General features: G+C 67.1%; 23 protein-coding genes and 1 riboswitch. Of the genes, 14 read left to right on the plus strand and 9 right to left on the minus strand.

Going from position 1 to position 25,666, the window contains the following annotated elements:
* Positions 1-86 precede the first annotated feature (86 nt).
* Positions 87-491, plus strand: a complete 405-nt coding sequence (locus tag BVG12_RS27940; protein WP_075795252.1) for a ComEA family DNA-binding protein — start codon at positions 87-89, stop codon at positions 489-491.
* Positions 492-626: 135 nt separating this feature from the next.
* Positions 627-1,529, plus strand: a complete 903-nt coding sequence (gene cysM / locus BVG12_RS27945; protein WP_075795253.1) for a cysteine synthase CysM — start codon at positions 627-629, stop codon at positions 1,527-1,529.
* 120 nt (positions 1,530-1,649) lie between these two features.
* Here cysM and BVG12_RS27950 read toward each other — a convergent pair whose 3' ends face one another.
* From BVG12_RS27950 to BVG12_RS27970, 5 genes are all read right to left on the minus strand, one after another.
* Positions 1,650-1,994, minus strand: a complete 345-nt coding sequence (locus BVG12_RS27950) for a hypothetical protein (RefSeq protein ID WP_075795254.1) — start codon at positions 1,992-1,994, stop codon at positions 1,650-1,652.
* Between the two features lie 447 nt (positions 1,995-2,441).
* Positions 2,442-3,587, minus strand: a complete 1,146-nt coding sequence (gene mltB / locus BVG12_RS27955) for a lytic murein transglycosylase B (RefSeq protein ID WP_075795255.1) — start codon at positions 3,585-3,587, stop codon at positions 2,442-2,444.
* Positions 3,584-5,575, minus strand: coding sequence for a transglutaminase TgpA family protein (locus BVG12_RS27960; protein WP_075795256.1), 1,992 nt, complete (start codon positions 5,573-5,575; stop codon positions 3,584-3,586). Before BVG12_RS27960 ends, mltB begins: the two co-directional genes overlap by 4 nt.
* Positions 5,572-6,579 (minus strand): DUF58 domain-containing protein, encoded by a 1,008-nt coding sequence (locus tag BVG12_RS27965; RefSeq protein ID WP_307189091.1) that lies wholly within the window; start codon positions 6,577-6,579, stop codon positions 5,572-5,574. The genes BVG12_RS27960 and BVG12_RS27965 overlap by 4 nt, the downstream gene beginning before the upstream one ends.
* A gap of 23 nt (positions 6,580-6,602) precedes the next feature.
* Positions 6,603-7,523: an AAA family ATPase gene (locus BVG12_RS27970; protein ID WP_075795258.1), complete on the minus strand. Its 921-nt coding sequence runs from the start codon at positions 7,521-7,523 to the stop codon at positions 6,603-6,605.
* A 157-nt stretch (positions 7,524-7,680) separates the two neighbouring features.
* Between BVG12_RS27970 and BVG12_RS27975 the strand changes: the two genes are divergently transcribed.
* The 5 genes from BVG12_RS27975 to ylqF all read left to right on the plus strand — a co-directional run bounded on the left by BVG12_RS27975 (position 7,681) and on the right by ylqF (position 12,889).
* The gene (locus tag BVG12_RS27975; protein ID WP_075795259.1) at positions 7,681-8,613 is read left to right on the plus strand and encodes a histone deacetylase family protein; all 933 of its coding nucleotides are present in this window, start codon (positions 7,681-7,683) and stop codon (positions 8,611-8,613) included.
* 63 nt (positions 8,614-8,676) lie between these two features.
* A complete protein-coding gene (locus BVG12_RS27980) occupies positions 8,677-9,564 on the plus strand; it encodes a hypothetical protein (RefSeq protein ID WP_075795260.1) in 888 nt (295 codons plus the stop codon).
* Between the two features lie 163 nt (positions 9,565-9,727).
* Positions 9,728-10,603 (plus strand): hypothetical protein, encoded by an 876-nt coding sequence (locus BVG12_RS27985; protein ID WP_156895757.1) that lies wholly within the window; start codon positions 9,728-9,730, stop codon positions 10,601-10,603.
* Entirely contained in the window at positions 10,593-11,873 is a 1,281-nt protein-coding gene (locus BVG12_RS27990; protein ID WP_156895758.1) for a choice-of-anchor X domain-containing protein, read from the plus strand. Before BVG12_RS27985 ends, BVG12_RS27990 begins: the two co-directional genes overlap by 11 nt.
* Positions 11,874-11,941: 68 nt before the next feature.
* Complete coding sequence (ylqF, locus tag BVG12_RS27995) at positions 11,942-12,889, plus strand: ribosome biogenesis GTPase YlqF (RefSeq protein WP_075795262.1); 948 nt, start codon at positions 11,942-11,944, stop codon at positions 12,887-12,889.
* Between the two features lie 125 nt (positions 12,890-13,014).
* On the opposite strand, the gene BVG12_RS28000 is transcribed toward ylqF, so the two are convergent.
* The 3 genes from BVG12_RS28000 to BVG12_RS28010 are packed head-to-tail and all read right to left on the minus strand — an operon-like array spanning position 13,015 to position 16,928.
* Positions 13,015-13,827 carry a DODA-type extradiol aromatic ring-opening family dioxygenase gene (locus tag BVG12_RS28000; RefSeq protein WP_075795263.1) on the minus strand — a complete coding sequence of 271 codons (813 nt, stop codon included), beginning with the start codon at positions 13,825-13,827 and terminating at the stop codon, positions 13,015-13,017.
* Between the two features lie 30 nt (positions 13,828-13,857).
* Entirely contained in the window at positions 13,858-14,796 is a 939-nt protein-coding gene (locus tag BVG12_RS28005) for a hypothetical protein (RefSeq protein WP_075795264.1), read from the minus strand.
* The gene (locus tag BVG12_RS28010; protein WP_075795265.1) at positions 14,793-16,928 is read right to left on the minus strand and encodes a M1 family metallopeptidase; all 2,136 of its coding nucleotides are present in this window, start codon (positions 16,926-16,928) and stop codon (positions 14,793-14,795) included. The genes BVG12_RS28005 and BVG12_RS28010 overlap by 4 nt, the downstream gene beginning before the upstream one ends.
* A 46-nt stretch (positions 16,929-16,974) precedes the next feature.
* Positions 16,975-17,199: riboswitch (cobalamin riboswitch) on the plus strand.
* Between the two features lie 69 nt (positions 17,200-17,268).
* Here BVG12_RS28010 and BVG12_RS28015 point away from each other — a divergent pair.
* The 4 genes from BVG12_RS28015 to BVG12_RS28030 all read left to right on the plus strand — a co-directional run bounded on the left by BVG12_RS28015 (position 17,269) and on the right by BVG12_RS28030 (position 21,228).
* Positions 17,269-19,251: a TonB-dependent receptor gene (locus BVG12_RS28015; RefSeq protein WP_075795266.1), complete on the plus strand. Its 1,983-nt coding sequence runs from the start codon at positions 17,269-17,271 to the stop codon at positions 19,249-19,251.
* A gap of 220 nt (positions 19,252-19,471) precedes the next feature.
* On the plus strand, positions 19,472-20,134 hold the full coding sequence (locus BVG12_RS28020; RefSeq protein ID WP_075795267.1) for a thiol:disulfide interchange protein DsbA/DsbL: 663 nt from the start codon (positions 19,472-19,474) through the stop codon (positions 20,132-20,134).
* Positions 20,135-20,176: 42 nt separating this feature from the next.
* Positions 20,177-20,509, plus strand: coding sequence for a hypothetical protein (locus BVG12_RS28025; protein WP_075795268.1), 333 nt, complete (start codon positions 20,177-20,179; stop codon positions 20,507-20,509).
* Between the two features lie 50 nt (positions 20,510-20,559).
* Positions 20,560-21,228 (plus strand): thiol:disulfide interchange protein DsbA/DsbL, encoded by a 669-nt coding sequence (locus tag BVG12_RS28030; protein WP_075795269.1) that lies wholly within the window; start codon positions 20,560-20,562, stop codon positions 21,226-21,228.
* A 6-nt stretch (positions 21,229-21,234) separates the two neighbouring features.
* On the opposite strand, the gene BVG12_RS28035 is transcribed toward BVG12_RS28030, so the two are convergent.
* The gene (locus BVG12_RS28035) at positions 21,235-22,551 is read right to left on the minus strand and encodes an ATP-binding protein (RefSeq protein ID WP_075795270.1); all 1,317 of its coding nucleotides are present in this window, start codon (positions 22,549-22,551) and stop codon (positions 21,235-21,237) included.
* 257 nt (positions 22,552-22,808) lie between these two features.
* Here BVG12_RS28035 and BVG12_RS28040 point away from each other — a divergent pair, with 257 nt between their 5' ends.
* The 3 genes from BVG12_RS28040 to BVG12_RS28050 all read left to right on the plus strand — a co-directional run bounded on the left by BVG12_RS28040 (position 22,809) and on the right by BVG12_RS28050 (position 25,665).
* Positions 22,809-24,029, plus strand: a complete 1,221-nt coding sequence (locus tag BVG12_RS28040) for a hypothetical protein (RefSeq protein WP_156895759.1) — start codon at positions 22,809-22,811, stop codon at positions 24,027-24,029.
* A 68-nt stretch (positions 24,030-24,097) separates the two neighbouring features.
* Positions 24,098-24,958, plus strand: coding sequence for a MipA/OmpV family protein (locus BVG12_RS28045; protein ID WP_075795272.1), 861 nt, complete (start codon positions 24,098-24,100; stop codon positions 24,956-24,958).
* A complete protein-coding gene (locus BVG12_RS28050; RefSeq protein ID WP_229503738.1) occupies positions 24,958-25,665 on the plus strand; it encodes a hypothetical protein in 708 nt (235 codons plus the stop codon). Before BVG12_RS28045 ends, BVG12_RS28050 begins: the two co-directional genes overlap by 1 nt.
* The last annotated feature ends 1 nt before the right edge of the window (position 25,666 follow it).

The raw sequence follows: 25,666 nt of genomic DNA on the forward strand, positions 1-25,666 counted from the left end.
CACGTCCATCCGTTATGGCAACAGGCGGCCCTCCGCGGCCGCCATCCAAGCCAACGACCAACGCGAATATTAACGGAGAAAACGAGATGATCAAGAAGCTGATGCTTGCAGTCGCCACGCTGGTGGCGTCGATGGGCTTTGCATTCGCCCAGGTGGACGTTAACAAGGCCGACGCCGCCGCGCTGGATTCGGTCAAAGGCGTTGGTCCGGCCATGTCGAAGGCAATCATCGACGAACGCACCAAGGCGGGTCCGTTCAAGGACTGGAGCGATTTCCAGAAGCGCGTGAAAGGCGTGGCCGACAAGCGCGCGACCCAGCTGTCGAAGGCCGGCCTGCAGGTGAACGGGCAATCCAAGGACGGCGCACCCATGGCTGCCGCACCGGCCGAGAAGGCCGCCAAGCCGGCCAAGAGCAGCGCCAAGCCGGCCGACATGAAGGCCAAGCCGGCCGACACGAAAGCCAAGCCCGAGGCCGCCAAGTCGGCGACCTGATCGGCCGCATGCCGCATGAAACCCCGCCGAGCGCGGGGTTTTTCTTTGGCGTACGCGCCGGCACCGACCCCGCCCCGTACGCGCTGCCGCAACTCGGATTAGAATGGCGCTTTCGCGTTCGCAAAAGAGTAAGCAATGGCATACAAGACCATCGAAGACACGATCGGCAATACCCCGCTGGTGCAACTGGTGCGCATCCCCGGGCCGGAAGCGGCGGCCCGCAACAACATCATCCTCGGCAAGCTCGAAGGCAACAACCCGGCGGGTTCCGTGAAGGACCGGGCGGCGATGTCGATGCTGCGCGGGGCCGAGGCGCGCGGCCAGATCAAACCCGGCGACACGCTGATCGAAGCGACGAGCGGCAACACGGGCATCGCGCTGTCGATGGCTGCGGCGATCCGCGGCTACAAGATGGTGCTGGTCATGCCGGACAACCTGTCGGTCGAGCGCCGCCAGAGCATGGCCGCGTACGGCGCCCGCATCATCCTGACGCCGAAGACGGGCGGCATGGAATACGCGCGCGACCTGGCCGAGCAGATGCAGAAGGACGGGCAGGGCATCATCCTCGACCAGTTCGGCAACCAGGACAATCCGCGCGCCCACTACGAGACGACGGGTCCGGAAATCTGGCGCGACACGGAAGGCCGCGTCACCCACTTCGTCAGCGCGATGGGCACCACCGGCACGATCATGGGCGTGTCGCGCTATCTGAAGGAACAGAACGAGGGCGTGCGCATCATCGGCGCGCAGCCGGAAGAAGGATCGTCGATTCCCGGCATCCGCAAATGGCCGGAAGCCTATATGCCGAAGATCTTCGACAAGTCGCGCATCGACCAGGTCGAGAGCGTGACCCAGGCCGCGGCGGAACAGATGGCGCGCCGTCTGGCGGCCGAAGAGGGTATTTTCTGCGGTATTTCCGCAGCCGGCGCCTGCGAAATCGCCTTGCGCATTTCGCAGACGGTCGAGAATGCGACGATCGTGTTCATCGTCTGCGACCGCGGTGATCGTTATTTGTCGACGGGTGTGTTTCCCGCCTGATTGTCGTGTTGCCCGGCGCGGGTTCGCGGCGCTGGGTCTCCCACCCCACGCGATGTGGGTCGAACATGCCTGCTCCGGTGCGGCGGCATCAAAGGCCGCCGTCCGGTCCGACGCGTTGCATTATTGCTCGGCGCCGCTGCCGCCAGCGTCCTTGTCTTTCGGCTTGAACTGCTTGTCGCTGATGCGGAACTTGGCGCGGCGGTCGCCCATCAGGTAACGCAGGTCACGGATCGACAGGTCCGAGACTTCGTGCATGCGGATCAGCAGCGAGGCGCCGACCGGCAGGCGGTGGTGGCGGATTTTCGAGATCACCGGCGGTGCGACTTCCAGAGCGCGCGACAGGGCCGCGTCGTTTTTCAGGCGCAGGTTCTCGATCAGGGTGTCGAGCAGGCGATTCGGGTTGTATTGCAGCAGTTCGTCATTTTCCGAATCGCTGTTCATATCGATACCGACTTGGTTCGTCATGATGTCACTATTCCTATGAGAGTTTGTCAGAGCTCGGGGCGAACTTCCAGGTCCTTGAGGATATGAAAGTTTCTACTAAATTATACAACTAATTTCAAATTTAGTACTCAAGAGCAATAAATTTCGGTGGCTTTCGTTGAGTTCGTTGTCCCATCGCAACAATAGCCGCAATGCAATTCTCTCACAAACTCACCGGAGGGGATAATTGTTTTTTGTTTAAAATTAAGTGTAAAGCAATTATCGATGCGCCGCCGCACGTTTAGGAATTGAATGGTGGAATGACAATTTGAGAGGGGGTATCGAGGAATACCTACAGTTTCCTAGAAGAACTGCAAAACGGAAACCGTGGTACACCCCGGGAGTATAACGTTGTCACGACTGCATTAACTCAGCAGTATTTATGACAAGCTTGTTACAAATTGATACAAATTTGTTGGTTCTGAGCAGCTAAATCCCGCGTGCCAGGCGCACGGCACGGCCCAGTTCCACGACCGACATGGCATAAAAATAACTGCGATTGTATTTCGTGATAGCAAAAAAGTTAGCGTTCGCCACCCAATACTCCGTCGGGTCCGCACCGTTTTGCAAGTCGACGAGACCGTACAGGCGGCCGTCCGGGAGCGCAGTATGCGTCGCGACGCCGGCGCCGTCCAGTTCGGCCGGACGGTAGCGGGCTTCCAGGCCGCCCAGCAGCGGCTGCCAGGCGAGGCTGGGCGCCACGGCGGCCGGGAACACGGCCGGTCCCGTGTTGGTGCGGTCCCAGCCATGCTGGACGAGGAAGTTGGCCACGCTGCCGATCGCATCCGCCGCCGAGCCGCGCAGGTCTACGATGCCGTCGCCGTCGAAATCCACGCCATATTTGAGGATATTGCCCGGCATGAATTGCGGCATGCCGACGGCGCCCGCGAACGAGCCCAGCAGCGAGAACGGGTCGATGTGTTCCTTGCGCGCGAGCAGCAGCGTGTTTTCCAGTTCGCTGCGGAAGAACGCCATGCGCTCGAGCCGGTTCGGCGCTTCCGGGTAGGCGAAGGCGAGGGTGGTCAGCACGTCGACGACGCGGAAGCGGCCGGTATCGCGGCCGTAAATCGTTTCCACGCCAAGGATGCCGACGATGATCTCGGCCGGCACGCCATACGTCGCCTCCGCGCGCGCGAGGGTGGCCGCGTTCTCGCCCCAGAAGCGCACGCCGGCATTGATGCGGATCGGCTCGATGAAGCGGTCGCTGTACGCGCTCCAGTTTTTGGGCTTGCCCGGCGGGGCCGGTTTCACGAGCTGGACGGCGGAGTCGATGAAGCGCGCGTGCCGGATCACGTCCTCGACCTGGGCGCGATCGAAACCGTCGCGGGCGACCATCTCGTCCTCGAAGTCGCGCACGGCCTGCCATTCACTGAAATTGACCGTTTCGCCGTCGTAGTCGATGGCGGGGCGGGCGGCGATGGCGGTCGCGGCTTTGCCGGACTTTTTCGCGGCCTTGGCGGATTTGGCCTTGGCTTTGGCCGTATGGGAATGATGCAGCGAGGATGCGGCGACCGCATCCACCGCTCCCCCGGCGCCGACGGCAAGGGTAAGCAGCAGTGGAACGAAGGATTTCATCGAACTCGGGACAGCAAATCTCTCAGGGTAGACAGGAGGCCGGTGCCCGGACTCTGCGGTCCGTAGCGGTAAGCGCTGTAGCGCCGCAGGAACTCGGTCGCTGCCGCGCTCTGCTCGGGCGTCAGACCGGCGTCGGCAAAGGATCGAGCTTCAATACGGCTGGCGTACGCGGTCGGCCCTTCGTCCGGCGCACGCGGCAGGCCAAGCTGGCCGAGGCGCTGGCACAGGACCGAGTATAGCGCATCGGCAGGATCGGTTTTCTGCCGTAACGAGAATTTTCTGACCAGAAACAACACGAGGCAGAGCATGCCGATCAGCGCCAGGCTTTGCCAATGGGACAATCCTTCTTGCAAGCGTTGCACGAGATTCTGCTGGCGCTGCGGCGTGTAATTCAGCACCCACTGGTTCCAGCCATTGTTGACCGCGCCGAACATGTAACGGATGCGGCCCAGTAGCGAATCCGGATCGGGCTGCAGCAGCCGGCCCAGGCCTTCGAGACCGAACGGCGCCGGGGCCGGCAGCGCCCGCGCGAGGCTGCGCCGGACGCGTTCCGGCGCCACGGCCGCCGTCGGGTCGACGCGCACCCAGCCTTGACGCGGCAGCCAGACTTCGGCCCACGCATGCGCATCGGACTGGCGCACGGTCAGATAGCCGTCGAGCGGATTCAGGTCGCCGCCCTGGTAGCCCGTGACGACGCGCGCCGGCACGCCGGCCGCGCGCATCAGGAACACGAAGGCGCCGGCGTAGTGCTCGCAAAAGCCGGCGCGTGTGCCGTACAGGAAGTCGTCGACGGCGTCCGGCCCCGGCAGCAGCGGCGGCTGCAGGGTGTAGACGAAGCCGCCTTGCGAAAACTCGCGCAGCACGGCCGCCACGCGCCGCGCCGGATCGGGCTCGTTGGCTGTCGCCTGGCCCTCGGCCCGCGCCCGCGGATTGATCCCGTAGGGCAGCGTCAGCCATTGGCCGTCGACGGGCGATGCCTCCGGCTGCAGGTTGTAGTGCACGTAGGAGACGAGGTCGTAGCGCACGCGCTCCGCGATCGGGGCCAGCGTCTGGATCTCCAGCTCGCCGGACAGCGCCACGTCATGGCCCGGCACGGCGGGCAGGGCGCGCGGCATCTCGAGGGCGAACAGCCAGCGCGTGTTCGACGGTTCCAGGGTGACCTGGTAACCGAGCGGTTTGCCGCCCACGGACAGCGACAGCGGCTGCGGGCGCACGTGGCGCGACGGCCGGATGCGGGTCCAGGTGCGGCCGTCGTAGCTGCCCAGCACCGGGCCGCGCCAGTACAGCTGCGGTTGCGGCGGAGGCGCGCCATCGAATTTCACGCGGAACGCGACGTCCTCGGACTGCGCCAGGTTCGACATCTGGCCGGGAGACATCGTGTCCGACAGGCCGCTCCTGGCACTGTGCGCATCGTCCGGCATGCCCCACAGCGGGCCTTCGACGCGGGGGAACAGGACGAATGCCGCGCCCGCCAGCGGCAGCGCCAGGCCCAGCAGTTTGGCGCCCATCCACAGGCGCGTGCGCAGCGGCGGGACCGCGCCCGTCAGCTGGAACGACAGCTGCGTCGCGAGCAGGGCCACGAGCGACACGAGCATCAGCAGCGCCGTCGGGATCGTCTGCGAATAAAAGAAGTTGGTGAGCACGAGGAAATAGCATAGGAACACGACGACGAACAGGTCGCGCCGCGCGTGCATTTCCAGCATCTTGAAGGCGACGAGCAGCACGAGCATGGCGACGCCCGCATCGCGTCCCAACAAGGTGTGATAGCTGTGCAGCACCCCGAACATCGCGGCCGCGGCGATCGGCACGAGGATGACGTTCGACGGCATGCGCCGGCCCAGCAGCGTGACCCCGGCGCGCCAGGCCAGCGTCGCGCCGCACAGCAGGCTTACCCACGGCGGCAGGTGGGCCGCGTGCGGCACCAGTACGAGCAGGCTGCTGGCGATCAGGAGCAGCGTATCCTGCTTGTCGCGTGACAGCGGCGTCATGCCGTGCCCTCCGGCAGACCGTACAGCGCCAACGCGCGCAGGCAGGCCGCCTGGTGCGCCGCGCCGAGGGCGGAATCGTAGCGGATCCGGCCGAGCCGGAACGCGTAGGGCAGGGCGCGCTGCTCCGCCTCCAGGACCCAGCGGGCCATGCGCGCGAGGCGCAGCTCTTCGTCGAGCCGCGGGGGCAGCGCGTCGAAGTCGAGCACGAGCTCGTCGACGGTGCCGCCCTCGAAGTGTTTCGTGACGAGCTGGCCGCCCAGTGCCGGATCGAGGCGCGCGATCTGGCGCCACGCGAGGTAGCGCATCGGGTCGCCCGGCTGGTAGCTGCGCACGCCCGCGAAATCGTCGCTGCCCGTGCTGCCCACGCCGTCGGGGCTGGGGCGCCCGGTCATCGGCAGCGGTGGCGCGTCCTGCTCGGGGAACGGATAGACGAGGGCGCGGCTGTCCGGCTGCCACCAGCTCCAGGCGCGGAACAGGCCCAGCGGGAAGCGCGTGGACAGGCGCACGCGCGGCGGCCGCATCCATCCGCGCGTGCGCGTCGGCGTGCGCAACACCAGCGTCGTGCTGCCGCCGGCCGTCACGTCGACGGCCTGGCGCGGTTCCCGCTCGTGCTCGAAATCGATCCAGACGGCGTAGCGGGGCAGGCGCGTGGGATTCTCGACGCGCAACTCGAACGGCGCGTCCTCGCCGGCGAACACGTCGGGCGCGCGGCCGGGGCTGAGCACGAGGCCGGCCAGGTTGCGCGTCGTCTGCACCATGTCGACGAGGGCGCAGGCGCCGGCGACGAACGTCAGGCCGAAGCCGAGGCCGAGGCTGTAGTTGATGGAACCGACCAGCAGCACGAGCAGCAACGCGCAGAAGCCGAGCCCGGCGCGCGTGGGCAGGATGTAGACGCGCCGCTGGCTCAGCAGCACGCTGCCCGTGTCGCGCGCCGTCGCCTTCGTGCGCCACAGCGCGCGCTTGCGGTGCAGCCAGCGCATCGGCCAACCCTTGGGCCGTGCCATCGCTGGATCGGCAAGTCCGGCCATCAGACCGGGACCGACTTCTGCAACTGCAGCACGAGGTCGCGGCTGGCCATCGCCACGCCCTGCGCGGACCGCAGCGGCCGCAGGCGGTGCGCGCACACGGGGACGAGCAGGGCCTGCACGTCTTCCGGGATCACGTGGTCGCGCCCTTCCAGCGCGGCCCACGCGCGCGCCGCCTGCAGCAGGGCCAGCGTCGCGCGCGGCGACAGCCCTTCCGCGAACAGCTTGCCCGAGCGCGACGCCTGCGCGAGGGCCTGCAAATAGTCGATGAGCTTGTCGGACGCGTGGATCGCGCGCAGCGAGCGCTGGGCATCCATGAGTTCCTCCGGCCGCATCACGGGGGCAATCGACTTGAGCATCGCGCGCCGGTCCTCGCCCATCAGCAGGGCGCGCTCGGCGGCGGGGTCCGGATAGCCCAGCGACAGGCACATCAGGAAGCGGTCGAGCTGCGATTCCGGCAGGGGGAACGTGCCAACCTGGTGCGCGGGATTCTGCGTCGCGATGACGAAGAAGGGTTCCGGCAGCATACGGGTGACGCCGTCGGCCGTGACCTGGCGCTCTTCCATCGCTTCGAGCAGGCCCGACTGCGTCTTGGGCGTGGCGCGGTTGATCTCGTCCGCCAGCAGCACCTGGGTGAAGATCGGTCCCGGGTGAAAGACGAAGCCGTTCTTTTCGCGCTCGTAGACGGAGATGCCGGCCACGTCGGCCGGCAGCAGGTCGCTCGTGAACTGGACGCGGTTGAATTTCAATCCCAGCGCCAGCGCCAGCGCGTGGGCCAGGGTCGTCTTGCCGACGCCGGGCACGTCGTCGATGAGCAGGTGGCCGCCGGCCAGCAGACAGGTCAGGGCGAGGCGGACCTGCTGGTCCTTGCCGACCACGATCTGGCTGACCTGGCGCGCGGCGGCGTGCAATTTGTTGAACATGGATGGCTTCCGATGGTCGTTCAGGGGTGGCGGGGTGCGCAGGCGTGGTAGATTAGCGTGGTTAGCAATCTCGATATGCACTGCGTCAGCGCCTTTCCCGTCGATTCTATGCGAGAACGGAGGGACTTGCGGTACGGATGAGCATTAACCAGCAATCATGAGTACAGCCATTTACAGCCACCCGGACTGTTCCCTGCACGAGATGGGCAGCTGGCATCCCGAAACGCCCGAGCGCCTGCGCGCCATCGAGGACCAGCTGATCCTCGCGCGCCTGGACGGGCTCGTCGAACACGTGAGCGCGCCGCTGGCCGACGAGGCCGACATCCTGCGCAACCACACGCAGGCCGCCCTCGACCTCGTGCGCGACAACCTGCCGGCGGCACCCGGCGCACACTATCCGCTCGACGGCGACACGCTGCTGTGCAAGGACAGTTACCGCGCCGCCCTGCGCGCTGCCGGGGCCGCCGTGGCCGCGACGGACGCCGTCATCGCCGGCACCGTCGACAACGCGTTCTGCGCCGTCCGGCCGCCGGGGCACCACGCGCGGCCGAATGAACCGATGGGCTTCTGCCTCTTCAACAACGTCGCCATCGCCATGCGCCGTGCGCTCGACGTGCACGGTCTCGACCGCGTCGCCGTCATCGACTTCGACGTCCACCACGGCAACGGCACGGCCGAATCGTTCCGCGGCGATCCGCGCGTGCTGATGGCCAGCTTCTTCCAGCACCCGTTTTACCCGTACACCGACCCGGAACCTATCACCGCTACGAGTATCAATGTGCCGGTCCCGGCGTACACTGGTGGCGACGTCGTCCGCAAGCTCGTCGCCGAACAATGGCTGCCCGCGCTGCACGCGTTCCGCCCGCAGATGATCTTCATCTCGGCCGGCTTCGACGCCCACAAGGAAGACGATATGGGCGGCATGGCGCTGGTTGAGGCGGACTACGCGTGGATCACGCACCGGGTCGCCGACATCGCGCGGCAGTACGCGGGCGGACGCATCGTCAGCTGCCTCGAAGGCGGCTATGCGCTGTCGGCGTTGGGACGCAGTGTCGTGGCTCACATCAAAGCCCTCGCGGAACTCGACTGAACCCGCGAACTCGCGCAGCGCAGCAGTATCTAATTTCCACGTTATCGATGAGTGGAGGGATTGATGAGAACGCTGCGTTGCTTTGTGGCGCTATGCCTGCTGGCGTGCGCCGGCCTGGCGTCGGCGACCAATTACACCTTGTGGATCAACGGCCGCAAGGGCGGCGGCGCGGTCGGCAACTACGCCGACTTCGCTTATTGGGGGCCGGCCGCGATGGACGCCGGCGTCAACAAGAAGGCCGTCAACTGGGACGGCCGCAGCAGCATCGCCTCCCAGAGCGGCATCCTGCGCAACGCCCTCGACTGCTTCTGCACGGGCGCCAACTGGTGCTACATCGCCACGCACAGCGCGGGTGACCTGCTCATCGGCTACACGCTCGCGAACTACGGCGGCTCGACGCGCGTGAAGAAGAACGCCCGGCCGAACGCCTCGGGCGTGTGCGGCAACGCCGACGGATCGATGGGGGCCACTGGGCAGACCGGCTGGAACATCAAGTGGATCGCGTCGGCCGCCGGCTCGGGCGGTGGCTCGGAACTCGCGGACATCGGCGCCTGGACCACGTCCGAGCCGCTCGTGCAGGACCTGCGGGTCCGTACCGCACGCGCCATGTACAACCACAACGACACGCGCGGCATCTGGTTCTGGATGTACGCCGGCGCCGACGGCGGCCTGACGTCGGTCTTCCTGCCTGGGCAGGACGATGGGGTCGAGGCCTACCACAGCGCGGGCGCCGTCGCCGGCTCGGCGGGCGGGTCGTATTGCAACCCGCGCGACTGGTTCTGCCATGTGCTGACCCTGGGGCCCGACCCGGCCGAGGGCGGCCATGCCAAGTGGGCCAACCACTGGGTGGCCTTCCGCGACGACGGCGAGAACTACCACCATTACACGGACGGGAACTGGGGCGGCATCGTCGCCGTCATGCGGGCGGCGGTCGCGGTGAACGCGCGTTGAACATGGACGCGCGGGCCATCACTCTGGCTCGCGCGGCAATTGACACACTTGGGGACCCTCTCTACAGTCGACTCGGCCGTAAGCCACGGCGACCTCATCAGTTCGGCACCGGCACGGCGCACGGCGACACCATCCAACGACGACAAGCATGGAGGAGAGGGAGATGACACTGATGCGCTGGCTGACGGCGCTGTGCCTGCTCGGAATTACCGGGTTCGCATCGGCGACGAATTACACGCTGTGGATCAACGGCCGCACGGGCGGCGGCACGATCGGCGACTACAACAGCTTCACGTACTGGGGCCCGTCTTCCACGGCGGCGGGCGTCAACAAGAAGGCCGTCAACTGGGACGGCTACAACACCATCGCATCGCAGAACTACCACATCCGCGACGCCCTCGACTGCTTCTGCACCGGCAGCAACTGGTGCTATATCGCGACCCACAGCGCGGGCGACCTCATGATGGGCTACACGCTCGCGAACTACGGCGGCTCGGCGCGCATGAAGAAGAACGCGGCGCCGAACTCGTCGGGCGTATGCGGCAACAGCGACGGTACGTCGCAGACCGGCTGGAACATCAAATGGGTGCGCGCCGCGTCCGGCGCGGGCGGCGGCTCCGAGCTGGCCGATTACGGATCGTGGGCTACCTCCGACCCGCTGACGCAAGACCTCAAGACGACGACCGCGCGCGCCATGTACAACCACAACGATACGCGCGGCATCTGGTTCTACATGTACGCGGGCGCCAAGGGCACCGCGTATTCCGGCATCCTGCCCGGCCAGGATGACGAAGCCGTCGCGTACCACAGCTCCGGCGGCGTGTCCGGCAGTTCCGGCGGCGCGTACTGCAACCCCAGCGACTGGTTCTGCAACGACCTGACGCTCGGAACTAACGCCAACGAGGGCGGCAGTACGAAGTGGAGTTATCACTCCGTGTCCTTCCGCGACGACGGCGAAGCCTACAACCATTACACGAACGGTAATTGGGAAGGCATCGTGTCCGTCGTGCGCAGTGCGATGGTGAACAGTGCCCTCTAGTCGATCCGGCAAACCGTGGCCGCCGCGCCCGTCCAGCCCGCCCCGGCCGCGCTTGCGGCGGCTGGTGCTGGCGTCGGCGGCCGTCGCCGTCGTGGCCGTCCTCGCGTGGAGCGTCATGGACCACGGCGGCCCCGCGCCCGTCGCAGCAAGCGCGCAGGCACCGGCGTCGCGCGGACCGCAATTCTTCGGCCAGGTCCAGGCCGCCGGCGTGCCGCTGCCGGATGACCGCGCGAGCCGGCGCCGCCAGCTCGTGGAAAACGTGCAGCTGGCCGATCACACGTATTGCAGCTATCGCGCGTCCAGCCAGTATCCGGTCGGCTCGCGCCCGATGGCGGACAATCCCGACCAGAATCGCCCGAACGATCCCGTGGCGTCGATGAACCCGATGCGCCTGGACGGCGGCGGAAGCGAAGGCCGCGTTCTGTTGCAGACGTCGCAGTCGCGCGTCTACATGGCGTCCGGTGAATCGGTGGCGTTCTCGCTGCGCGCCGTCGACGCGGACGGCAAGACGCTGCCGCTCGTGATCACGCGCGCGCTCGCGCAGGGCATCACGTATGGCGGCGCGCGCCAGACGCCGCAAGTGAGCATCCCGTTCGTCGACGACGGTACGGGTGCCGACCCGGTGCCGAACGACGGCGCCTTCGCCGGTGTGCTGGCGCCCGCGCAGACGGGGCTCGCCTCGTTCAACGGCACCATCCGCACCGAAGTGCGCTACAACGTGGGCGGCAAGAGCGGCGTCGTCCAGTTCGACGTCATCTATACGCCCGAACTGCCGGCCGTGTGGGCGGGCGCGCCGCGCGAAGCCGTCGAGGAGGGTTCGCTCGTGTTCCACCTGCCGCTCGAGGTGCGCATGCCGGGCCGCTACATCATCAACGGCCGCGTCGACGACGCCCGCGGCCAGAGCGTCGCGCTGCTGACCTTCAACGACGTGCTCGGGCCCGGCCCGAACGACGTCAGGTTGACACTGTTCGGCAAGCTGCTGCGCGACCAGTCGCCGCCGCCGCCCCTCACCTTGCGCGACGTCGACGGTTACCTGCTCAAGGAAAACACCGACCCCGACCGCGCGCTGGTGCCGCGCCTGCAGGGCAAGGTCTTGACGGCCACGGCCCACTCGCCGAAAAGTTATTCGGATGCGGAATGGCAGAGCGAGGAACGGTCGCGCTACCTGACCGAATTCGGCAAGGACCTGCGCGAAGCGCGCGCCCGCCTGTCCGCGTTCGACCCGACGTCGCCGCCGCCGCCGAGCGAGTGCATGCCGGCAACAAGGTAGGCAGCGGCGCCATCCACGGGTCGACTAGCGTAAAATAGAGGGTTGCACGCAGATATTGAAAGTAAAGCATGTCGATTCAATGGTTCCCAGGCCACATGGCCGCCGCCCGCAAGCAGGCCGCGGAACAGATGGAAAACACCGATGTGGTCATCGAGGTCCTGGATGCCCGCCTGCCGGAGGCGAGCAGCAACCCGATGGTCGAGGAATTGCGCAAGTTCCGCCAGCGCCCCTGCCTCAAGGTGCTGAACAAGACCGACCTCGCCGATCCCGTCGCCACGGCCGCCTGGGCCGCGTGGTATGACGCCCAGGACGGCGTCACCGCTTACCCGATGACGACCAAGAAGCCGTCCGACGTGGCGAAGATCCCGGACCTGTGCAAGGCGCTGGCGCCGCACCGCGGCGTGCCGACGAAGCCGCTGCGCATCATGATCATGGGCATCCCGAACGTGGGCAAGTCGACCCTGATGAACGCGCTGCTCAAGAAGCGCGTGGCGAAAGTCGGCGACGAACCGGCCGTCACGAAGTCCCAGCAAAAGCTTTATCTGGACAAGTTCACGGTGCTGGTCGACACGCCGGGCATGCTGTGGCCCAAGATCGAGATGGAGAGCGACGGCCTGATGCTGGCCGCGAGCCATGCGATCGGCACGAATGCCGTGATCGAGGAAGAGGTCGCGGAGTTCCTGGGCAGCCTGCTGCTGCAGCGCTACCCGCAGCTGTTGACGGCCCGCTACGGCATCAAGACGGACGGCCTGGACGGCTTCGGCGTCATCGAAGGCGTCGCCCAGCGCCGCGCGTTCCGCGTGCGCGGCGGCGACTACGACTACGAAAAGGCGGCGCACGTGCTGCTGCAGGATTACCGCCAGGGCGCGCTGGGCCGCATCAGCCTGGAAACCCCGCAGACCCGCGCGGAAGCCCTGGAACGCCACCGCATCGAGATGGAAGAAAAGGCCCGCATCGCGGCCGAGAAGGCCGCGCGCAAGGCGGAGGAGGCGGCGCGGGGAAAGCGCGGGACTTAAAATCCCCTGCCAACGACAGGCGTAGGGTGGGCATTTGAGGCCGGGGAGCTCAAATGAAACGTGCCCACCGAACGTTTGTGGACCGCCGACGTAAATGGTGGGCTCGGGGAGCCCACCTACGTTAATCAGGCCGCCTCGCCGAACCTGAAACTCGACACCGTCAACGCCCCGAAGAAACTCTCTTCGTGGTACACGCACGCGGCCTTCTCGTTCTCGGCCGCGCCCAGCGCCACCCACAGCGGCACCAGGTGATCCTCGCGCGGATGCGCCATGCGCGCATACGGCGCCTCGCTCCAGCGCAATAACGCCTGCTCGCGGTCGGCCGGCGCCAGTTCCAGCAGCACGTGCTGCAGCCACGTATCGAACGCGTTCGACGCCAGCGCGCCGCCCGGGCCGAACTGTCTCAGGTTGTGGAACGACAGCCCGCTCCCGAGGATCAGCACGCCCTCGTCGCGCAGCGGGGAAAGCAGCCGGCCCGCGGCCAGGTGGACGGCCGGGTCGTAATCGTGGCGGATCGACAGCTGCACGACCGGCATGTCGGCCTCGGGATAGATCGGCGCCAGCATCGAGAACGTGCCGTGGTCGAAGCCGCGTTCCGCGTCGAGGCGGGCCGGCTGGCCGCCATCGTTCAACAGTTGCGCGACCCTTTCCGCCAGCCGCGGCTCGCCCGGCGCCGGGTAGCGGATCCGGTACGTGTGCGGCGGGAAGCCGCCGTAGTCGTAGATCATGCCCGGCGCGGTGCCGGACGATACGGTGAATTCGTCCGTCTCCCAGTGGCTCGTCACCACGAGCACGGCGTTCGGACGCACGCCGATCTGGCGCTTGATGTCGACCAGCGACGCTTCCAGCTCGGCATACGTGGGGCCGTACTGGTCCTTCATCCACGGCCACGGGCCGCCTCCGTGCGAGACGAAATAAGTGGGCAGGCGGGTCGGCATGACGGCTCCTTCGGACGGCGTTCTAAATATTCATGGTAGCCGATCCGCGCCGATCGCGTCGGCGCCGGGTCGGCGCACCAACGCCAGCAACGCGAACAGGCGCGCCGCACGCATCCACCCGAGCACGAGCACCACCAGCTGGGCCAGCACGACGGCGGCGACCGTGCCGGCCGTCCCCAGTGCCGGCACGTGTGCGCGCGCGAACGCGAGCAGCGCGGCAAGCGCGAGTCCGACGGCCGTGACGGCGAGATAGACGCCCAGCAGCGCCAGCGGCCGCCGCGCCAGCAGGCCGCAGCCGCGCCACCACGCGGCGACGGCCGAGGTGCGGCGGCGGTCGGCCGCCAGCACGGCGCGGCCGACATCGACCGTCGCGTGGGCCAGCAGGAGCAGCACGGCCGTGGCGAGCATGGCCAGGTGCGCGGCGCGCTCGGCGTCGGTTTCCAGCAGGGCCGTCTCGGCAGCCTGGCCGGCCAGCCGGTACGCGCCGGCGCCCAGCAGTCCGGCGACGCCGAGTGGCACGCTCGACCACACGAGCATGCGCGCCAGGCGCGGATACTCCTGCGCGCCTGCGGCCAGCAGCGCGCCCATGCCCAGGCGCTGCGGTGCGCGGCTCGCAGCGATCACCATCCCGGACAGCAGCGGCGACAACAGCAGCGTCGACGCGAGCGCGACGAGGCCGCCCTCGCTCAATGCCGGCCCATGGTGCTCGCGCGCGGTGCCCACGATGTCGGCGAACGCGATCATGTCGAGGCGCTCGGCGAGGCGGCCCGCATACACCGAATGATCGAGGCTGGCGGACAGCAGCTCCCACACCGGCAGCGTGGCGACGACGGTAGGCAGCAGCAGGAGGAGGGCCCACCACAGCAGCAGGCGCCATTGCAGCGCGCCCCGCGCCGTGCGCAGCGCGGCGCCCGCGCCGGCGTCGTGCGGCGTCAGGGAACGGGATGCCAACGTCGATTCGGTCGTCATAGGGTCGCGATCAGGGCCAGGAGATAGTCGACGACGGCGGCGAATTCGAAGCCCCAGCGGCGCGACGCGCGCGCGTCCGGTTCGAGGGTGCGGCTGTCGTCGAGCTTGTTCACGTCGAGGTAGTGCAGGCGCTGCGGGTCCAGTTCGGCCGACACGGCCCGCGCGGACTTCGTCCACACGAAACGGTGCCAGCGTTCGTCGGCGTCCCAGTGCGCGGTCTCGCTGCTGCCGTCGGCGAATGTCACGAGCAGCGTCTGCGGGACCGGAGCGCCGAGGCGGCGCATGGTCACCTCCGTGCGGTACGGGTACGGCCCCGTGCCGTCCGGCGCGTGCGGATGCGCTTTTCGCCACTGCGTGCGGGCGGCGTCGATGCGCTTGTCGACATCGGCCTGTTTGTCGTGCATGCCGGGCAGGGGCAGCTGCTCGGTGCTCGAGAGATCGCCGATGCGGTCGTCGACGCGGGTGACCGCGTAGACCTGGCGCGCGAACGCGTCCTCGATGACGGCGCGCCGGCCCGTTACCTCGGCCAGCGTCTCGGCCAGGTCCGCGACGCTCGGGTGGCGGAATTTCCAGCGCCGGTAGTATTCCTTGAACGCGCGCTCCATCGGCGCCTTGCCGATGCGCGCTTCCAGGTCGCGCATCAGGATCGCGGTACGCGTGTAGACGGGACCGATGTCTTGCAGGCGGGACCACGCGTTGGCGCCGGGCGGATCGGCCGGGTCGTTGCGCGGCGTGGCCGTGCGTTCGGCGTCGAAGGTCGGATAGCCGGGCGCGAAGCCGAGGCGGGCCAGCAGCGGCGTCGCGATGAACGCCAGCTGGCCCTGGTCGCGCATCATGCGGTTGTCCCAGTATTCGTTCAGGCCCTCGTCCAGCATCGGCTCTTCGAATTCGTTCGACGCGAGCAGGCCATAAAAATAGCCGTGGCCGAATTCGTGGATCGTGACGAAGGCCAGCGCGAACTGGTTCGCCGTGCGCGCATCGACCGTCCGATAGGCTTCGGCCGTGAAGAACGTCGGGTATTCCATGCCGCCCGCTTCCTCCGCGTTGTAGGGCGGGATCACGACGGTCAGCGTCTTGTACGGGTAGGGGCCCAGCGTGTTCGAGAAATACGTCAGCGATTCCTTCGCCGTCTTCAGCGCGGGCGCCGCGCTGGCGGCGAATTCGGGCGGGTACAGCACCGTCACCGTCACGGGCGGGCTGCCCGGGCCGGTCCACGTGTCGACGAGGGGCTTCGCCGTCTGGCTGTCGGCGGTCCAGGCGAAGTCGTGGACGTCGCCCTGCACGAAGCGCCACGTGCGCAGGCCGCCCTTGTCGACGGGGGCGCCTTGCGGCTCGCCCGTCGCGCCCACCGTGTAGCCGCGCGGGACGGTCAACTTGACGTCGTAGCTGCCGAAGTCCGCGTAGAACTCGGAATTCATGTGGAATTCGTGCACGTTCCAGCGCGGCGCTTGTGCCCCGCGTTCGCCCGGCAGTTCCAGCACGCCGATCTTGGGGAACCATTGGGCGACGAGGTGGAAGGTGCCGAAGTATCCCGTGCGCGCGACGACGCGCGGCAGCTGCGTGAGGAAGTCGATGTCGAACGTGGTCGATTGGCCCGGCGCGACGGCCTGCGGCAGGTCGAAACGCACCACCGTGTGGTCCGTCGCGGGGCCGTTGTCGGGATGGACGAAGGTCCACGGCACATTCGCGCCGCCCTGTGCGACGCGGCTCAGGGCGATGTGGCCCCATGCGTCCTTGATGTCGACGCCGGAGCGGAAGGTGCCGTCGCGCTCGCGCCGCTCCGTGAAGAACGTGCTGCCCGCGCTCTCGAACGCATTCATGTACAGGTGCAGGTAGACGCTCTTCACGGCGACCTTGCTGCGGTTGCGCCATGTGAGCCGTTCGCGGCCCGCGACCGTGTGCTTGACGGGATCGAGCGTGGCGTCGATGTCGTAATGGACGACGCGGTCGGACAAGGTCGGCTCGCGGCCCGTGCGCGGGCCGCCCCAGGCGTCCGGGCTGCTGGGCACGCGCACGGCGGCGGCGTCGGGTGCGGCGAGGGCGATGCCGTCGGACGCCGGCGCGGCGCGCACTGTGCCCGTCAGCAGCAGGGCGGCGGCGATGGCGAAGCGGACACTGAAACGAGGATGCATGCGAGCCCCCTGGCGTGGCTGTAATTTTTGTGCCCACACTATACAGGTTATAATCCCCAGGTTTGGTGCCCGCACGCGCGTCTGCGCGTGCAGTTAAACGGGAAACACGAAGCGCGCGCCTCCGGCGGGTCGCCAACGTGTGCTGCCCCCGCAACGGTAAACAAGCGTCGCCGCATCGGCGACAGGCCGCCCCGATAACCACTGTGCTTGCATAGGAAGGTGGGACGGTCCGTCTTGGAGCCCGGAGACCGGCCAGACAGGGGAAGCCGGTGTCAAACCGCGCTTTTGTGTACGCCGGCGTGCGGGGACGCTTGCCGGCCAAACGAAGATTGAACATCCAATGAATTCTGCCGCCTCCACCCGCGGCGCGCCGGCCGTCAAGCCGATCGCGCTGGCCTGCGCCGTATCCCTGTCCCTGTTTGCCGGCGCCGTTCGCGCCCAGGACGACATCCCGTCGACCGTCGTCATCACCGGTTCCCGTTTTCCCAGTGTCGAAAGCCTGCGTCCGATCGGCGCCACCGTCATCACCCAGGACGACATCCGCCGCGCCGGCGTCAATGACGTGAACAGCGCGATCCGCAAGGTCGGCGGCGTGTTCGGCCGCCAGAGCCTCGATTCGTCGCCCGACTTCGCGCTCGACCTGCGCGGCTTCGGCACCAACAGCGCGCAGAACATGGTGATCATGGTCGACGGCGTGCGCCTGAACGAGAACGAGCTGGCGAACACCGTACTGTCGACGATCCCGATCGACACGGTCGAGCGCATCGAGATCACCCGCGGCGGCGCCAGCGTGCTGTACGGCGAAGGCGCGACCGGAGGCGTCATCCAGATCACCACGCGCCGCGCCGTCGCCGCCGGCATGCACGGTTCCGTGTTTGCGGAAGGCGGTTCGTTCCACGAGCACGACGTGCGTGCGCAGCTGTCGCAGACCGCTGGCGACATCAGTGCCGACATCGCCGTCGCGCGCCAGGGCAGCAACAACTACCGCCGGAACAGCGACTTCGACCAGACGACGGCCTCGCTCAACCTGCAGACCCGCTTCACGGGCGGGCGCGCCGGCATCCACGTCGAGAGCGCGCGCCAGGAGACGCGCCTTCCCGGTTCGCTCACGCTGGCGCAGTTCGACGCCGACCCGCGCCAGGCCTCGACCCCGCAGGACTTCGGCTCGCTGAACACCGACCGCGCGAACGTCTTCGCCGAGTACCGCCTGGGCGCGGTCGACCTGGCGGCCGACCTGTCGCACCGCGAGCGCAACCTGCGGTCGAACTACCTGTCCTTCGGCTCGGCCAATGCGTACGACGGCCGCCAGGACCAGTTCTCGCCGCGTGCCCGCTGGCTGTCCGACGTCGGCGGCATGCTCAACGAACTGGTGGGCGGCCTGGACGTCACGCGCTGGAAGCGCAAGACGACGGCATCGTACTCGAACGCCGATGCGAGCCAGTCGTCGAAAGCGGTATACCTGCGCGACGAGCTGCGCTTCGATCCGGCCCACGACGGCCGCGTCGCCCTCGGCGCGCGCCACGAGAACTTCGACAAGGACGTCGTGGACGCCGTGGCCCACGTCGCGCCGGAAGACCGCTCGCAATCGCAGAACGCGTGGGAAGCGCAGGCCAGCTACCGCGTCCATCCGCTCGTCGAGGTGTTCGCCAAGGCGGGACAGAGCTACCGTGTGGCGAACGTGGACGAGAACGGCTACCGCACCAGCATCGACATCCTGAAGGCGCAGACGTCGCACGACCTGGAATTCGGCACGACCTTGCGCCACGCGCCGGGCGACGACAGCCGTACGTTGACGGCGCGCGTGTTCCGTCATCGCCTGAACAACGAGATCTTCTTCGATCCGACCGCGAACGGCGGCTGGGGTGCGAACACGAACCTCGACCCGACCGAGCGCAAGGGCTTCGAGATCGATGCCGAAGCGCAGCTGGCGGCCGGCTGGCGGGCGGCAGCGCACGTGCAGCACGTGCTGGCCCGCTTCACGGACGGCCCGAACACCGGCCGCGAACTGGTGCTGGTGCCGAAGAACGTGGTGACCGCGCGCCTGGCCTGGGCACCGGGCAATGGCCAGTCGGCCGACGTGGGCGCGCAATGGGTCGACAGCCAGCGCTACGGCAACGACTTCAGCAACAGCTGCGGCGCGCGCATGCCGTCCTACACGACGCTCGACGCGCGTTACGCCGTCAAGTTCGGCGCGTGGGAAGTCGCCGCGACGGGGCTGAACCTGGCGGACCGCCACTACTTCAGCAATGCGTTCGGCTGCAAATCGGGCATCTATCCGAGCGATGGGCGCCAGCTGAAACTGTCGGCACGGTACGACTTTTAAGTCGCAGCTCGCTCCGCCGTCACCGCCGCGAAAGCGGGGATCCATACTGAACAGATCGAAGTGGCTCAGCATGGATGCCCGCTTGCGCGGGAATGACGTGTCAGCGGCATCTGTTGGTTACGACGGTAGCCAATTGCAATAAATAAGCCAGGGCTAAGGCTGGCGAACGAAAAAGTGGTAATCTCGCGATCGTTCGCTTAACCAATCTAGAAGGAAAATTATGCGTTCCCTGCGTTTTGCCCTGCTCGCTACCGCGCTTGCCGCCAGCACCGCTTTCGCTTCGCCGACCGACCCGAAGAGCGGCGTCGAGTACGTGACGCTCGCTCAGCCGCAGCCGGTGCAGGCCACGGGCAAGAAGGTCGAGGTGATCGAGTTCTTCATGTACCACTGCCCGCACTGCAACGCGCTGGAACCGCAGCTCGAACAGTGGGTCAAAAAACAGGGCGGCAACATCCAGTTCAAGCGCGTCCACCTGCCGTTCTCCGGCCCCAACGATCCGGAAGCGCACCTGTACCTCACGCTGGAAGCGATGGGCAAGGCCGAGGAATTCCAGAGCAAGGTGTTCAAGGCCTGGCACGTGGATCACCAGCGCCTGAACACGGACGCCGCGATCATCGATTGGGTGGCCAAGAACGGAATCGACCGCAACAAGTTCCTGGAAGTGTGGAACTCGTTCGGCGTGATGACCAAGCTGCACCGCCTGCCGCAGATCACGACCGATTACAAGGTCGACGGCGTGCCGACCGTCATCATCGACGGCAAGTACCAGACGTCGCCTTCGATCGTCTACAATTCGGTCAAGACCACCAGCGAGCCCGTGTTGTTCCAGGCGACCTTGCAGGTGATGGACGCCCTGGTGGCGAAAGCGGCGAAGTCGAAATAACGCGACATAACGCGAAATCAGCAAAGGTAGAGAAACAGCGCAATGAGTGATGTCGAAGGCAAGATCCTGAGGATGTACGACAAGTCCAAGCCGGACGAGGAACATCTGTTCGACACGAGCAACTGGAACCATCTGGCCTGGTGCCTCGTGGTCGTGCTCGCGGGCCTGGCCTTCTGGCTCGCCATTGCGCTGGTCAATGCCGAAAACCAGCGCAACGCGCTGACGACGAAACAGTGCGTCGATCCCGTGTTCAAAGGCGAGATCGACCAGCGATGCCTGTTGACCGTGCACTCGCGCGAGCACTGGTGGCAGCACCTGTGGTACGGGATGACTCACGTGAAGCCGGAAGCGCCGCCGCCGGTCGGACGTCGATAATTCCTTGCGGAAATGGTAATCTTCAGGCTTTCATGACCTGAAGGATTGCCATGCAGCTCCTGCGTGCCGCCGGCCTCGGCCTGTTGCTGTCCCTGACCGCCTCCCTTGCATCCGCGTCGCCCGCCGTCCCGCAGAACGGCGTCGACTACGCCACGCTCGCCCAGCCGCAGTCCGTACAGGCGAACGGCAAGAAGGTCGAGGTGATCGAGTTCTTCATGTATCACTGCCCGGTGTGCAATGCGCTGGAGCCCTTGTTCGAAGACTGGATCCGGAAACAGGGCGACCGTATCACGGTGCGCCGCATCCACATCCCGTCGACGGGCCCGGCCGATCCGGAAGCGCATCTGTACCTGACGCTGGAAGCGCTGGGTCGGCTCGGCGACATGCACGAAAAAGTATTCAAGGCCGTGCACGTGGACCATATTCGCCTGAACAAGGACGACGCCATCATCGATTGGGTGGCGAAGAACGGCATCGACCGCGCGCAGTTCCTGGACGCGTGGCATTCGTTCGGCGTGACGACGCGCCTGCGCCAGCTGCGCCAGGTCACGGCCAGTTACCAGGTCGAGTCCGCGCCCACGCTGGTCGTCGGCGGGCGCTTCCTGACGAATCCCGGGCTGCTGTCGAACCAGATGCAGGGGCTCGATCGCGAGGCCGTGTTCAAGGCCACGCTGAACGTGGCCGACAAGCTCGTCGACAAGGCGGCGCAACCGAAGTAAGCTCGTTCAACTCGCCAGCACGCCGTCCGGCACGCTGATCACGAAGCGGGCGCCGCCCAGCGTCGACTGCTCGACCTTCAACTGCCCCCCGTGCAGCGTGACCGCCTTGTGCGCGATCGACAGGCCGAGGCCGAAGCCGCCGGTGGCGCGGTCGCGGCTGCGGTCGAGGCGGTAGAACGGCTCGAAGATGCGTTCCCGTTCCTCTTCGGGGATGCCGGGGCCGTCGTCCTCGACGGCGATCTCGATGCGGCAATCGTCGCGCCGCACGCGCAGCGCGACCTCGTGCGCCGCGTACTTCTGCGCATTCCGCAAAAGATTGCCGATGGCGCGGCCCAGCAGGCGGCGGTCGGCGTCCATGCTGCCAAGGCGCTCGCCCAGGTCCACGTGCAGGCGCTGCGGACGCGGATGCAGGCCGTCCGTGCATTCGCGCAGCAGCGGTTCCAGTTCGAACAGGGTGCGCTGCGGGCCTTGTGCATTGTCCAGCTTGCTCATCGACAGCAGCTCATTGACGAGCTCGTTCAACTCGGCCAGATCGCCCTCCATCGCCGTGATCCGCTTGGCTAACGCGGGATCGTCCGCGCGCGCATGCAGCAGTTCCAGCGCGAACTCCAGCCGCGCGATCGGGGTGCGCAATTCGTGCGAGACGGAATGCAGCAGGTTCTTCTGCGCTTCCAATAATCCCTGGATGCGCCCGGCCATTGCGTTGATGCGTTCGGCCAGCGGATAGACGGCATCGGCCGGCTTCAGGTGCGCCCGCGCGGACAATTGCCCGGCGCCGAATTCGTCCGCCACGCGCGACAGCGTCTGCAGCGCCCGCCAGTGCGAGCGCGACCACAGCGCAATCGGCACGAGCAGCGCCAGCGCCACGACGACGTAGCGCACCACTTCCATCGCGAGGGCCTGGCCGAGGTCGATCGGCAGGTTGTATGCGCGGATCGCTTCCTCGTTACTGCCGATGTAGCGGTCGCCGCGCAGGTCGACGCGCCGGAAGAACGCCTTGTGCTGCGGATCCAGCACGACCTCGCCCCGCTCCAGCGCCGCATGCTGGCGGGCGGGCAGGGCGGCGCGCGCCTGGTCCAGCGGAATCAGGTCGAAATGGGCGTCGGACACTTCGCGCACCTTGTTCAGGCGGCCCAGCCACTCGTCGGCCGGGGCGCGGTCCACATATTGTTCGAGCAGGAAGATCTGCGCCGACGCCTGGCGCCGCGCGATGTCGTCGAGCGGGTCGCCGAACAGGCGGGCGAACACGAAATAGATCACGAACGTCGCGGCCGTGATCGACAGCATCACGAGTACGAAAAAACGGAAGAACAGGCGATTCACGCCATCATCCTCCGGACGGGTGGGTTTTTATATTGCTCATATCGAAATTGTATAGGAGCAATGATCTAAAAAACCATTATTTACAAATTGCGGACAAATGCCGGACAGTCCGCGGATGAACTTTCAAGGGGCCCTGCGTACGATGCCATGTATCAGGTTTTCCGTTTGGCCCGCTTGGTGCGCGAGATTGGGCGGGCCTTTTTTTATTCGGGATGCGTGCCGGGCCCACGGCACCGTCGTCTTCCAGGAGAGAGAGAATGAGCATGTTTGGACGGATGATGCCGCCGCTGGGCGCGATCGTCGTCGGCGCGTTGCTGTCCGCCTGCGGCGGCGGGAGTCCGGTGCACGACCGGCAAGCCACGCCGGGGATCGCTGTCGGCGAGCCGGATCCGGCCACCCTCGCGACCGCGTCTTTCATCGACATGGCGCGCACGTCGGGCTGCAACGAGACGCGGAATCGCTTATTCGTCATCGACGGCAAACAAGTGTTCTGGGACCATGCCGGCCGCTGCGCCGATGCGTCTTACGAGCAAGTGCTGTTCGGTAGCAAACCGGAGACCCGCCTGTGCTCGCGCGGCGACACGATCGCCGGCCCCGGGATGTCATGCACGGACGAGAGCGTCCGCGCGCTGTTCGAGACGATCGTCAGGAACGCCGACCAGCCCGACCTGGGCCTGGACAGCGGCCACAAGGTCGAGCAGCTGGCATTCCTGCCGCCGGCCGGCACGACCATCGCCTATGAAACGGTGGCGCGCGCCAATCTGTCGGGCGTGACGGCACGCCAGACCGTCGTCATCAAGGACCAGGCCGCCTGGGACAAGCTGTGGAGCCGGCATGCCGCCGGCCGCACCCCGGCAGCCGCCGCGCCCAAGGTCGATTTCACGCGCAAGATGCTCGTCGCGCTGTTCGCGGGCGAATACGGCAATGCTTGCCACAGCCTCGCCGTCGTCCGCGTGGCGGCCGGCGCCACCAGGCTGGAAATCGAGGCGGACGAGCACGACGTGACGACGGTGGCGGTCTGCGCGCCCGTCGTGAGCCATCCGATGCAGATCGTGGCCGTCGACCGCACGGATGCCGAGGTCGCGGTCAAGCCCGTCACCGTGACGGGCATCCCGTTCCAGACGGCGGATGCGACGAACATGTCGGGCATCCACGCGGCGGGCACCGTCGTCGTCAAGGATGCGCTCACGTGGGCGGGCCTGTGGCGCCAACACGCACCGGGCCGCGCGCTGCCCGCCGTCGACTTCGCGGCGAACATGGTCGTCGGCGTGTTCATGGGCAGCGGCGCCAGCAGCTGCTACACGACGGCCATCGACGGCGTCGCGCGCACGGCCGACAGGATCATCGTGCACGAGCTGCGGTCCGTGCCGGGGCCGGACATCGTGTGCGCGATGTATGTGACGACGCCCGCGCACCTCGTCGTGATTCCGCGCAGCGACCTGCCGGTGGAATTCGCGACGGAAGTGGCAACAAGGTAGGAAAGGATATGGGACGAAGGAAGACAAAGCCGTAGAATGTTGTCTTCCCGAATCTTTCACCCTTGAATATGAACAAGCTTCTCTTCCTTGCGCTGAGCGCCGCCTGCGGCACGACGTGGGCCCAGACGCCGGCGACCAACCCCATGCCCGACGGCAGCCGCGACATGTACGTGGGCCTGGGCGTGCAGTCGGCGCCGCGCTGGGACGGGACGGGAAGCCGCAAGGTATCAGCGTTGCCGGTGCTCCAGGTTCAATGGAGCAACGGCCTTTTTATTTCCGGCATGAGCGCCGGCATGCATCTGTCCAGCAGTCCGATGGTCGAATACGGTCCGCTGCTGGCCGTCCAGCCGGGCCGTGACCGGACCGGGACCGGCCGGACGTTCGACGGCATCGGCAGCGCCGGAACGACCCTGATCGGCCCGGTCCCCGATCCGATCGACAAGCGCAATTCGCGCGGCACCGACCTGGACGGCATGGACAAGATCGGCGCGCGCCTGCAGGGCGGCGTCTTCGCGAACTATTACCTGACGCCGGAGTGGCGCGTGACGAGCAGCCTGCTGTATGGCGCCGGCAACGACCACGACGGGGCCCGCCTCGACCTGGGCGTGCAGCGGCTCGCCGTCGAGCTGGGCGGCAACCACCACGTGTCGCTGTCGGCCGGCGTCACGGCCGTGAACCGCCACTACAACCAGACGTATTTCGGCGTCACCCTGGAGGAGGCCTCGCTCAGCCGCTTTTCGTACTACGAGGCGGGCGGCGGCCTGCAGGACGCGCACGTCGGCGTGCGCTGGAACTGGGCCTGGTCGCCCTCGTGGATGCTGACGTCGAACCTGCAGGCGAAGCGCCTGCTGGGCAGCGCCGCGAACAGCCCGCTCGTGGAGCGGTCCACCAACCTGACGGTCTCGACCGCCATCGCCTACCGGTTCTGATGATGCGCGCATCCCGCCAACTCATCGCTGCTTTCGCCTGGCTGTCCGCGATCGTGCCGACCGGCGCGCGGGCGCAGACGCCGGCGGGCGAATGGGTGAGCTACCGGGATGCGTACCGCGCGATGGTCCAGTTCGAGAAATACGGCGGGCCGAAGAATCTGCTGCAGAGCCAGCTGCAAGTGCAGTCCCGCGATCACGCGGGCCTGGGCGAGGGCGCCCAGCTGACATTGACGGGCAAGACCACGCAGCTGAACCTGACGCTGGATGCCCTGGGCCGCACCGTGTTTCCGCTGCAGAAAGCCGCCTACGACGAGAACGCGGCCCTCGTGCTGAACCGCAAGGGCATGCCGTTCGTGCTGCGCCCGCAGGTGACGATCGCGCCGCGCGCCGACGGTCAGTATGATGCGGCCGACCTGCGCACGGCCTGCGCCCAGGCGCTCGGTTTCGTGCGCTATGTCGACGCGTCGCAGCGCGCGCGCCAGTGCGCCGGCGTGCGCTTCGTGTTCCCGAAGAAGGAATCGGCCGGCGCCCGCCTGCGCCACGCGGACGGCGGCGAACAGGCGCTGCCCGTCACGTCCGGCGCCGCCTTCACGGGCGATCCCGACGAAGGTTTCCCTGTCGTGACCTGGCGCTTCGGCACGAGCGCCGAACGGGTCCAGGTCGTGACCTACAATGCGCCATTGGCTATCGTGCCCATCTTCGAATAAG

It is taken from the genome of Massilia putida (assembly GCF_001941825.1).
Lineage (GTDB): Bacteria > Pseudomonadota > Gammaproteobacteria > Burkholderiales > Burkholderiaceae_D > Telluria > Telluria putida.

Coding starts and splice junctions, on each gene's coding strand:
- BVG12_RS27940 (WP_075795252.1), top strand. CDS start 87: ATGATCAAGAAGCTGATGCTTGCAGTCGCCACGCTGGTGGCGTCGATG.
- cysM (WP_075795253.1), top strand. CDS start 627: ATGGCATACAAGACCATCGAAGACACGATCGGCAATACCCCGCTGGTG.
- BVG12_RS27950 (WP_075795254.1), bottom strand. CDS start 1,994: ATGACGAACCAAGTCGGTATCGATATGAACAGCGATTCGGAAAATGAC.
- mltB (WP_075795255.1), bottom strand. CDS start 3,587: ATGAAATCCTTCGTTCCACTGCTGCTTACCCTTGCCGTCGGCGCCGGG.
- BVG12_RS27960 (WP_075795256.1), bottom strand. CDS start 5,575: ATGACGCCGCTGTCACGCGACAAGCAGGATACGCTGCTCCTGATCGCC.
- BVG12_RS27965 (WP_307189091.1), bottom strand. CDS start 6,579: ATGGCACGGCCCAAGGGTTGGCCGATGCGCTGGCTGCACCGCAAGCGC.
- BVG12_RS27970 (WP_075795258.1), bottom strand. CDS start 7,523: ATGTTCAACAAATTGCACGCCGCCGCGCGCCAGGTCAGCCAGATCGTG.
- BVG12_RS27975 (WP_075795259.1), top strand. CDS start 7,681: ATGAGTACAGCCATTTACAGCCACCCGGACTGTTCCCTGCACGAGATG.
- BVG12_RS27980 (WP_075795260.1), top strand. CDS start 8,677: ATGAGAACGCTGCGTTGCTTTGTGGCGCTATGCCTGCTGGCGTGCGCC.
- BVG12_RS27985 (WP_156895757.1), top strand. CDS start 9,728: ATGACACTGATGCGCTGGCTGACGGCGCTGTGCCTGCTCGGAATTACC.
- ylqF (WP_075795262.1), top strand. CDS start 11,942: ATGTCGATTCAATGGTTCCCAGGCCACATGGCCGCCGCCCGCAAGCAG.
- BVG12_RS28000 (WP_075795263.1), bottom strand. CDS start 13,827: ATGCCGACCCGCCTGCCCACTTATTTCGTCTCGCACGGAGGCGGCCCG.
- BVG12_RS28005 (WP_075795264.1), bottom strand. CDS start 14,796: ATGACGACCGAATCGACGTTGGCATCCCGTTCCCTGACGCCGCACGAC.
- BVG12_RS28010 (WP_075795265.1), bottom strand. CDS start 16,928: ATGCATCCTCGTTTCAGTGTCCGCTTCGCCATCGCCGCCGCCCTGCTG.
- BVG12_RS28015 (WP_075795266.1), top strand. CDS start 17,269: ATGAATTCTGCCGCCTCCACCCGCGGCGCGCCGGCCGTCAAGCCGATC.
- BVG12_RS28020 (WP_075795267.1), top strand. CDS start 19,472: ATGCGTTCCCTGCGTTTTGCCCTGCTCGCTACCGCGCTTGCCGCCAGC.
- BVG12_RS28025 (WP_075795268.1), top strand. CDS start 20,177: ATGAGTGATGTCGAAGGCAAGATCCTGAGGATGTACGACAAGTCCAAG.
- BVG12_RS28030 (WP_075795269.1), top strand. CDS start 20,560: ATGCAGCTCCTGCGTGCCGCCGGCCTCGGCCTGTTGCTGTCCCTGACC.
- BVG12_RS28040 (WP_156895759.1), top strand. CDS start 22,809: ATGAGCATGTTTGGACGGATGATGCCGCCGCTGGGCGCGATCGTCGTC.
- BVG12_RS28045 (WP_075795272.1), top strand. CDS start 24,098: ATGAACAAGCTTCTCTTCCTTGCGCTGAGCGCCGCCTGCGGCACGACG.
- BVG12_RS28050 (WP_229503738.1), top strand. CDS start 24,958: ATGATGCGCGCATCCCGCCAACTCATCGCTGCTTTCGCCTGGCTGTCC.